This window comes from Streptomyces sp. NPDC034670 (genome assembly GCF_055574875.1).
Map to the genome: position 1 here is coordinate 88,055 of NZ_JBVITR010000022.1, position 8,439 is coordinate 96,493.

Sequence of the window (8,439 nt, forward strand, 5' to 3'; positions counted from 1 at the left end):
GGAGAGCTCGGGGGAGCGGAAGGCGGTGCGCGGGTGGGCTCGGGAGGGCTGGAGCTGCCCCCTGGTGACGAGGGTCGCGAGGGGGGCTCCACGGACGTCCCGCCCGGTGCGGTGTCGCTGGCACGTCCGATGGAAGCGGGCTCGATCGGGCCGGAACTGGACTGGGGCGCCGACGCCTGGAGCGAGGTGCGCACCCGCGCCCAGCGGGCCGGCCGGGCCTACATCTGGCTGAACCTCGTCGAGCAGCGGCTGCGCGCGGTCGTGGCCGCCGTGCTGCGCCCCGTGTACGAGCCCGTGCACGGCGACGACTGGGTGGTCGCCGCCGCCGGGCCCGCCGGGCAGGAGTGGGTGCAGCGCGCCGTCGCGGTGCGCGAGGTCAGCCGCCGCAAGGGCTACCTGCTCGACCCGGCCGACGACAACGTCCTGTCCTTCCTCACCCTGCCGCAGCTGCGCGAGCTGATGGTGCAGCACTGGCCCTGCTTCGAGCCCTACTTCGACGACCGCCGGGACGTCGAACTCGCCCTGGACGAGCTGGAGGTCACACGGAACGTCGTCTCCCGCAACCGCGCGCTGTCCGAGGCGGTCCTGAGCCAGGCCGAGCGGGCCTCCGCGCGGCTGCTGGAGATGCTCGGCGCCGGCGGTGACGTCCCGTCCGCGCGCCGGCTGCCCGTCGACGCGGTCGAGGACCTGGTGGGCGACCGGTACGCCGACGTGGTCGCCGTGCACCCCGACCGGGTGCGGCTGCTGCGCCAGTTCCCGGCGGAGGACATCTTCGGCGGCGCCCGCCGTCTCGACGCCCTCGGCATCGGCCTCAACCTGCTGGTGCAGAACTTCTCCGGACGCCGCCTGGTGCGGCTGGCCGAGTCGGGCAGCCGGGTGCGGCTGCTGTTCCTGAACCCTGCCTCGAGCGCGGTCAAGCGCCGCGAGCGCGAACTCGGCATGAAACGCGGCGAGCTCGGCCGCGCCGTCGAGATGAACATCCTGCACATGCGCCGCGTCCGCGCCCGGCTGCGCGACCCCGGCGCCTTCGAGATCCAGGTCTACGACGAGACGCCGCGCTGCACGGCCTACCTCGTCGACGGGGACGGGGCGGACGGGATCGCCGTCGTGCAGAACTACCTGCGCCGCGCCCGGGGGATGGAGGCACCGGTGCTGGTCCTGCGCAACGGGAACAAGGTGGTCAAGCCGGGCGAGGCCGAGGTGGGCGGGCTGTTCCCCGCCTACCGCGAGGAGTTCGAGCAGATGTGGGCGGATTCGCGTCCGGTGTCGTGAACGTCCCGTGCCGGTGCGGTCCGCGGGGGACTGACCCCGGCAGTGAGCGGAACGCGGTCCTCTGATTGTCGGTGGCGCGTGCGAAGGTGGAGACCACTGGGGGAACGCACCACACGGAAGGGGGCAGCCCATGGGCTGGCACCGGGAGCTGCTGATCGGCTTCGACCTGGAGACGACGGGGACCGACCCGCGCGAGGCGCGGATCGTCACCGCCGCCGTGATCGAGGTCAGGGGCGGGGAACCGCTGGGACGCCGGGAGTGGCTGGCCGACCCGGGCGTGCCGATCCCCGCGGACGCGGTGGCGGTACACGGCATCAGCAGCGAGCGGGCGGCCGCCGAGGGCGGCCCCGCCGACCGGGTGGCCGACGCGATAGCCGACGTCCTCACCGCCCACTGGAGGGCGGGCGTCCCGGTCGTCGCCTACAACGCCGCCTTCGACCTGACCCTGCTCTCCGCCGAACTGCGCCGGTACGGGCTGCCGTCCCTGCGCGACCGCCTGGGCGGCGCCGATCCGGCCCCGGTCGTCGACCCGTACACGATCGACCGCTCCGTCGACCGCTACCGCCGCGGCAAACGCACCCTCGAAGCGGTCTGCGCGGAGTACGGGATCGTCCTCGGCGCCGCGCACGACGCCACCGCCGACGCCCTCGCCGCGGCCCGTCTGGCCCGTGCGATAGCCGACCGCCACCCCGGGGTCGCGGCCCTCGAACCGGCGGAACTGCACCGCCGTCAGATCGAGTGGTACGCCGCGTGGGCGGCGGACTTCCAGGACTTCCTGCGCCGCAAGGGCGACGCCACCGCGGTCGTCGACGGGACCTGGCCGCTGCGGGAGCCCGCGGGCGAGCCGGTCTGACCGTCTCCCGCCGGAGCCCTCTCAGAACGGGTGCCAGCGCACCGTCGGGTCCCCGTCCCGCAGGGACGCCACCCGGCGTTCGAACTCGGCCAGCGCCTTGGGGTTGCCCGGCGCGTGCTGGGCGACCCAGGCGCAGCTGGCGGTCTCCCGCGCGCCGCGCAGCACCGCACAGCCCTCCCAGGCGCGCACGTCCCAGCCGTAGGTCCCGGTGAAGGACGCGTACGCCTCCTGCGGCAGTCCGTAGCGGTCGTGGGAGAGGGCCATGACGACCAGGTCGTGCTCGCGCAGGTCGACCGAGAAGGTCTCCAGGTCCACCAGGACCGGCCCGTCCGCTCCGACGTGCACGTTCCGGGGCAGCGCGTCCCCGTGGATCGGGCCCGGCGGCAGGTGGGGCGTCAGCGCCGCGGCGGCCGACGCGAAACCGTCGCGCCGCTCGCGCAGGTACGCCGCGTCCGCGGGGTCGATCGCCTCGCCCGCCAGTCGCAGCCAGCGTTCCACGCCGTCCAGCAGGTCACGGGGCGGCAGCGCGAAGGGGGGAGGGGGCAGCGCGTGGACGAGCCGCAGCAGTGCGGCCAGGTCCCGCGGCTCGGCGGGCCGTACCGGTGCGGGCAGCCGGTGCCACACGGTCACCGGGTGGCCCTCGACCAGCAGTGCCTCCGGTCCGGCCGCCCGGACCGCCGGCACCCCCGCCTCGGCCAGCCACTCCGCGACGGCCAGTCCCCGGCGGGCCCCCTCCAGCAGCCCGGCGTCCCGGCCCACCTTGACGACCAGGTCACCGGCGGTGAACACGGCGTTCTCGCCGAGCGCGAGCAGCCGCGCGTCCCGTGCCGCACCGGGCAGCACGCCCGCAGCGGCCAGTACGTCCCGCGCCCGTGCCTCGTCCATCCGTCCGCCTCCGTGTCCGTTCGTATCCGTCCGCGCCAGTCCGCGTCTGGCTCTGTCCGGCCCTTCCGGCCGTCCCGCGCGCGGCCGGCCTCGCGACCCCTCGCGCGCGGACACCGCGCGGATCCGGCCGTCCACCGGTCAGTGTCCCATTGGCACAGGTGGGGCAGGGTGCGCGGTGTGCGGAGTGCGGGGCCCATCCGGAAAACACCGGGCGCCCCGCCGGGAAAACCCGTTGCGTGACGGCACGGAGGCCTCTAGCGTCCTCGCCGTGGGAGCTTTCAACGCGATCTTCAACTCCGGCCTCGGCCGGGGCTGCACGCAGTCCGTCCGGATGCGTCGCGGCCCCGGAGCCCTGACCGGTCCGGGGAACCGCGCCCGCTGATCCGAGCAGCGGCCGCTCGCACACCTGCCTTTCCTCTTTCTTCTCCTGTCTTCCGGTCAGGGCCGTCGTCCGCCCTTTTCCCTTCACGGAAGACAAGGACCGCAGGCCATGGCCCGCCCCACCTCCACCTCCCGCGCGCTCTCGCAGAACTTCCTGGCCGACCGCGCCGCCGCCCGCCGTTTCGCCCGCCTCGCCGTCCCGCACGGCGGGCCCGCCCCCCTGCTGCTCGAAGTCGGCGCGGGCAAGGGCGCGCTGACCGACACCCTCGCCCCCCTCTGCCGGGAACTGCACGCCTACGAGATCGACCCGCGGCTCGTGCCCGCGCTGCGCGACCGTTTCTCCGGCACGCCCCACGTCCGCGTCGTCGGCGCCGACTTCCTCGCCGCGCGTCCGCCGCGCACGCCGTTCGCCGTCGCCGGGAACGTGCCGTTCTCCCGCACCGCGGCCGTCGTCGACTGGTGCCTGCGCGCACCCCGCCTCACCGACGCCACCCTCCTCACCCAGCTCGAGTACGCCCGCAAGCGCACCGGTGACTACGGCGGCTGGACCCGTCTGACGGTGCTGACCTGGCCCCGTTACGAGTGGCGGCTGCTCGCCCGGGTCGACCGGCGCTCCTTCCGGCCCGTGCCGCGGGTCGACGCCGGTGTCCTGCGCATCGAGCGCCGCCGTGTCCCGCTGCTCGACGCCGCCGCGTCGAGCGGCTGGCACCACCTGGTCGACCTGGGTTTCTCCGGGGTCGGGGGCTCGCTGCACGCCTCCCTGCGCCGGGCGTGTCCCCGGCGGCGGGTGGACGCCGCGTTCCGGGCGGCACGGCTGGACCCGGACGTCCTGGTGGGCCGGGTGGCGCCGGAGGGGTGGCTGCGGCTGCACGAGGTGCTGGCCCGGTGACCGCTTCCCAGTTGCACGAGACGTCTCGTCTCGTCTATGGTCGGCGCATGACCACTCCCGCGCACATCGCCATGTTCTCCATCGCCGCGCACGGCCACGTGAACCCCAGCCTGGAGGTGATCCGCGAGCTCGTCGCGCGGGGGCACCGGGTGACGTACGCGATCCCGCCGCTCTTCGCGGAGAAGGTCGCCGAGACGGGCGCCGAACCCAAGCCGTGGAACAGCACGCTGCCGGGTCCCGACGCCGATCCGGAGGCCTGGGGCACCACGCTGCTGGACAACGTGGAGCCGTTCCTCGACGACGCCGTCCAGGCGCTCCCGCAGCTCGTCGAGGCGTACGAGGGGGACGTCCCGGACCTCGTCCTGCACGACATCGCCTCCTACCCGGCGCGCGTGCTCGCCCACCGCTGGGGCGTGCCGGCGGTCTCCCTCTCACCGAACCTCGTCGCCTGGGACGGGTACGAGCAGGAGGTCGCCGAGCCGATGTGGGAGGAGCCGAAGAAGACCGAGCGGGGCCGTGCCTACTACGCCCGCTTCCACGCCTGGCTGGAGGAGAACGGCATCACCGAGCACCCCGACTCGTTCACGGGCCGCCCCGCCCGCTCGATCGTCCTCATCCCCAAGGCGCTGCAGCCGAACGCCGACCGGGTCGACGAGCGCGTGCACTCCTTCGTCGGTGCCTGCCAGGGCGACCGCACGGCCGAGGGGGAGTGGCGGCGGCCCGCCGGCGCCGAGAAGGTCGTGCTGGTGTCGCTCGGCTCGTCCTTCACCAAGCAGCCCGCCTTCTACCGGGAGTGCGTCCGGGCGTTCGGCGACCTGCCCGGCTGGCACCTGGTGCTCCAGATCGGCCGCCACGTCGATCCGGCCGAACTGGGCGACGTCCCGGCCAACGTCGAGGTGCGCTCCTGGGTGCCGCAGCTCGCGGTCCTGAAGCAGGCCGACCTGTTCGTCACCCACGCCGGGGCCGGCGGGAGCCAGGAGGGGCTGGCCACCGCCACGCCGATGATCGCCGTGCCGCAGGCCGTGGACCAGTTCGGCAACGCCGACATGCTCCAGGCGCTCGGCGTCGCCCGGCACGTCCCCACCGCCGAGGCGAGTGCCGAGACCCTGCGGAGCGCGGCCCTCGCCCTCGTCGACGACCCGGAGGTCGCCCGCAGGCTGAAGGACGTCCGGGCCGGCATGGCCGAGGAGGGCGGCACCCGCAGGGCCGCCGACCTGATCGAGGCGGAGCTGCCCGGGCGGTGAAGGGAACCGGTGCGAAGGGCCCGGCGGTGTTCCGCCGGGCCCTTCACCGCGCCTCACCGGACCGGCACCCGCCCGCCCTCGTCGTCCGCGTCAACCGCGGACTGACCGGCGCACCGCCGGGACTGGACCAGGGACGGGGCGGCGAAGTGGACCGGGACCCCGTCCCCCCGCGGCGCATACGGTCGGGGCATGACCCACGGAGCACCCACCCGCGTCGACTGCTTCTTCGACCCCGCCTGCCCCTTCGCGTGGATCACCTCCCGCTGGCTGCTGGAGGTCGAACGGGAACGCCCCCTCGACCTCCGCTTCCGCGTGATGAGCCTCTTCCTGCACAACCTCGGCAACGACCTGCCCGACTGGTACCGGGACCTGGTCGACCGGTCGATCGGCCCGGTCCGGGTGGCGGTGGCCGCCGCCGAGCGGCACGGCGAGAAGGTGCTGCGCGACCTGTACACCGCCCTCGGCACCCGCGTCCATGAGCGCGGCATCCAGGACTTCGACGCGGTGGTCGCCGAGTCCCTCGCCGAACTCGGCCTGCCCGGCGACCTGGCCGCCGCCGCGCACGACCCGGCGTACGACGACGCCGTGCGCCGCAGCCACGAGGCGGGCGCCGAACCGGACTCGGGCGCCTGTGTGGGGACGCCCACCCTCCACGTCGACGGGACGGTGTGGTTCGGTCCCGTGCTGCGGGCCGTCCCGCGCGGGGAGCGGGCGGCGGAACTCTTCGACAGCTTCCGGGTCCTGGCCGCCGACCCCGACGTCTTCGAGCTGAAGCGGACCCGGACGGGCGGCCTGTCCTTCGCCTGAGGACCGGGCCCGGCGGAGCGGGCCCCACCCGCGCCGGCCCCGGCACCCGCTCCCGTCGCAGGACTCCGGCAGTACCCGGTGAGGGGGAGGGGCTGCGTACGATCCGCACCCGTCGTGGCCACTGGGTGGCCGTCGGCGCCCCGTGGACGGTTCCCGCGGCCCGCCCGGCGCAGTGGGACGTGCTCGAGCAGATGGGTCACATTCCGCCCGACTGGCGCTGACGGGTCCTCCGGTTGACCCGAACGGCGGGGGCACCGGCCCGAAGGCCGGTGCCCCCGCCTCGTCGGTGGGGAGCGCTTGTCCCGGCCGGAGGGCGGGGAGCGTGCGGCCGGCCGCCGTGTCCCGAGCGCTCCGGCGAGGCCGTCCGGCGGATCAGGCCCCGAGCGCCGCGAGCGCCGGCGTCCGTGCCTCGTCGTACCGCTCCAGCAGCACCCGCGCCACCTCCGGCGCCGGGCCCAGGACGTCCGCCAGGACGTCCGCCTCCGCCGCGCCCCGGGCGATGCGGTCCGGCAGGAAGCCGGGAGCCAGGACGTACGGGGCGACGGCGACGCGGGCGCAGCCGAGGGCGTGCAGCTCGCGCACGGCCCGCTCGGTGCGGGGGAGGGAGGCGGAGGCGAACGCAGGCCGCACGGCACACCAACCGGTGCGCCGCCACTCCCGCGCGACTTCTGCGATCACTGCGATCGCCTCCGGGTCGGTGGACCCCGCCGAGGCCAGCACGACCCCGGTCGAGGGCTTGTCGGCGGGCGTCAGGCCCGCCTCGTACAGCCGGCGCTCCAGGGCCGCGAGGAGGAGCGGGGACGGGCCCAGCACCTCGGCCTGGCGGACGCGCAGCCGCGGCGGCGCCTGGGCCAGGACCGCGGGGATGTCCGCCTTGGCGTGGAAGGCGCGGGTCAGCAGCAGGGGGAGGGCGATCACGTCGCGGACGCCCTCCGCGTCCAGGGACCCCAGCACCGCCGGCACCGAGGGCACGTTGAAGTCCAGGAAGGCGGTCTCCACGCGCAGGCCCGGCCGCAGCGACCGCACCCGCCGCACCAGGGCGTGCACGGTCGCGGCGTGCCGCGGGTCGCGGCTGCCGTGGGCGACCACGACCAGAACGGGGCGGACGGAGCGGAGCGGACGGTGCATGGTGTGCCTCAGCCCTTCACCAGCAGACCGCGGCTGCGCAGCACCCACCGCTCCAGCGGACTGAAGATCAGCAGGTCGATGGCGATGCCGACGGTCAGGATCAGCAGGATGGCCTCGAAGACCATGGCCATGTCGCTGGCGTTGCGGCCGTTCTCCAGCAGCTGGCCCAGGCCCACGCCGAGGTCCGGGAAGGACGCGATGATCTCCGCGGCCATCAGCGAGCGCCAGGAGAACGCCCAGCCCTGCTTCAGGCCCGCCACGTAGCCGGGCAGCGCGGCCGGCAGGACGACGTGCCAGGTGCCCTTCAGCCCCGTCGCGCCGAGCGTGCGGCCGGCCCGCAGGAACAGCGGGGGCACCTGGTCGACGCCGGAGACCAGGCCGTTGGCGATCGAGGGGACCGCGCCGAGCAGGATCACCGCGTACATCATCTGGTTGTTCAGGCCCAGCCAGATCACGGCCGGCGGCACCCACGCCACCGAGGGCAGGGACTGCAGGCCGGACAGGATCGGGCCGATCGCCGCGCGCACGAACCTCACCCGCGCCACCAGCAGCCCGAGCGGGGTGCCGATCAGCAGCGCGAGGAAGAAGCCGAGCAGGCCGCGCGAGACGCTGGTCCAGATGTAGCCGAGCAGCTCGCCCTGGAGCCAGGCCTGGCGGACGACGTCCCACACCGCCGACGGCGGGGGCAGCTTGGTCGGGTCGTCGACGATCCGGAAGGAGACCAGCGCCTGCCACACGCCCAGCACCAGGGCGACGGCGACGACCGGCGGGAGGACCTTCTCCACCAGGGTCTGCCGCAACGGCCTGCGGCCGGTCTGCACCGTCTCCAGGGCGTCGAGTCCCGCCTCCAGCCCGGCGAGGTCGCCCCCGTCCTTCTCGGTCGTGTCAGTGCTGGCCATGACGGCGGATCTCTCCTCGGAGCTGTTCGGTGATCTCGGCGGACAGCTCCGCCACGGCTCTGTCCTCGATGCGGCGCGGGT

The 8,439-nt window shown here is 74.8% G+C and carries 8 protein-coding genes and 1 pseudogene; 5 read left to right on the top strand and 4 right to left on the bottom strand.

The features are described from left to right. The first annotated feature begins 33 nt into the window (after positions 1-33). Both ACZ56B_RS17145 and ACZ56B_RS17150 read left to right on the top strand, forming a co-directional pair. Entirely contained in the window at positions 34-1,272 is a 1,239-nt protein-coding gene (locus tag ACZ56B_RS17145) for an SAV2148 family HEPN domain-containing protein (RefSeq protein ID WP_468790606.1), read from the top strand. A gap of 130 nt (positions 1,273-1,402) precedes the next feature. Beyond that, positions 1,403-2,125: an exonuclease domain-containing protein gene (locus tag ACZ56B_RS17150; RefSeq protein WP_468790608.1), complete on the top strand. Its 723-nt coding sequence runs from the start codon at positions 1,403-1,405 to the stop codon at positions 2,123-2,125. Positions 2,126-2,146: 21 nt separating this feature from the next. On the opposite strand, the gene ACZ56B_RS17155 is transcribed toward ACZ56B_RS17150, so the two are convergent. Continuing rightward, a complete protein-coding gene (locus ACZ56B_RS17155) occupies positions 2,147-3,010 on the bottom strand; it encodes a phosphotransferase enzyme family protein (RefSeq protein ID WP_468790610.1) in 864 nt (287 codons plus the stop codon). Between the two features lie 490 nt (positions 3,011-3,500). Here ACZ56B_RS17155 and erm point away from each other — a divergent pair, with 490 nt between their 5' ends. The 3 genes from erm to ACZ56B_RS17170 all read left to right on the top strand — a co-directional run bounded on the left by erm (position 3,501) and on the right by ACZ56B_RS17170 (position 6,331). After that, entirely contained in the window at positions 3,501-4,280 is a 780-nt protein-coding gene (gene erm / locus ACZ56B_RS17160; protein WP_468790612.1) for an ErmE/ErmH/ErmO/ErmR family 23S rRNA (adenine(2058)-N(6))-methyltransferase, read from the top strand. A gap of 47 nt (positions 4,281-4,327) precedes the next feature. Beyond that, positions 4,328-5,524 (top strand): macrolide-inactivating glycosyltransferase, encoded by a 1,197-nt coding sequence (gene mgt / locus ACZ56B_RS17165; RefSeq protein ID WP_468790614.1) that lies wholly within the window; start codon positions 4,328-4,330, stop codon positions 5,522-5,524. 189 nt (positions 5,525-5,713) lie between these two features. After that, positions 5,714-6,331, top strand: a complete 618-nt coding sequence (locus ACZ56B_RS17170) for a mycothiol-dependent nitroreductase Rv2466c family protein (RefSeq protein ID WP_468790616.1) — start codon at positions 5,714-5,716, stop codon at positions 6,329-6,331. A gap of 372 nt (positions 6,332-6,703) precedes the next feature. Here ACZ56B_RS17170 and ACZ56B_RS17175 read toward each other — a convergent pair whose 3' ends face one another. The 3 genes and pseudogenes from ACZ56B_RS17175 to ACZ56B_RS17185 form a co-directional block, all read right to left on the bottom strand. Continuing rightward, entirely contained in the window at positions 6,704-7,459 is a 756-nt protein-coding gene (locus ACZ56B_RS17175) for a sirohydrochlorin chelatase (RefSeq protein WP_468790618.1), read from the bottom strand. Between the two features lie 8 nt (positions 7,460-7,467). Continuing rightward, complete coding sequence (locus ACZ56B_RS17180) at positions 7,468-8,358, bottom strand: ABC transporter permease (RefSeq protein WP_468790620.1); 891 nt, start codon at positions 8,356-8,358, stop codon at positions 7,468-7,470. Next, positions 8,345-8,439, bottom strand: a pseudogene (locus ACZ56B_RS17185) (ABC transporter ATP-binding protein); the annotation flags it as partial. The pseudogene ACZ56B_RS17185 and the gene ACZ56B_RS17180, both read right to left, overlap by 14 nt.

Excerpts from the sequence above, each read along its gene's own strand:
- ACZ56B_RS17150 (WP_468790608.1), top strand. The coding sequence starts at position 1,403 with ATGGGCTGGCACCGGGAGCTGCTGATCGGCTTCGACCTGGAGACGACG.
- ACZ56B_RS17155 (WP_468790610.1), bottom strand. The coding sequence starts at position 3,010 with ATGGACGAGGCACGGGCGCGGGACGTACTGGCCGCTGCGGGCGTGCTG.
- erm (WP_468790612.1), top strand. The coding sequence starts at position 3,501 with ATGGCCCGCCCCACCTCCACCTCCCGCGCGCTCTCGCAGAACTTCCTG.
- mgt (WP_468790614.1), top strand. The coding sequence starts at position 4,328 with ATGACCACTCCCGCGCACATCGCCATGTTCTCCATCGCCGCGCACGGC.
- ACZ56B_RS17170 (WP_468790616.1), top strand. The coding sequence starts at position 5,714 with ATGACCCACGGAGCACCCACCCGCGTCGACTGCTTCTTCGACCCCGCC.
- ACZ56B_RS17175 (WP_468790618.1), bottom strand. The coding sequence starts at position 7,459 with ATGCACCGTCCGCTCCGCTCCGTCCGCCCCGTTCTGGTCGTGGTCGCC.
- ACZ56B_RS17180 (WP_468790620.1), bottom strand. The coding sequence starts at position 8,358 with ATGGCCAGCACTGACACGACCGAGAAGGACGGGGGCGACCTCGCCGGG.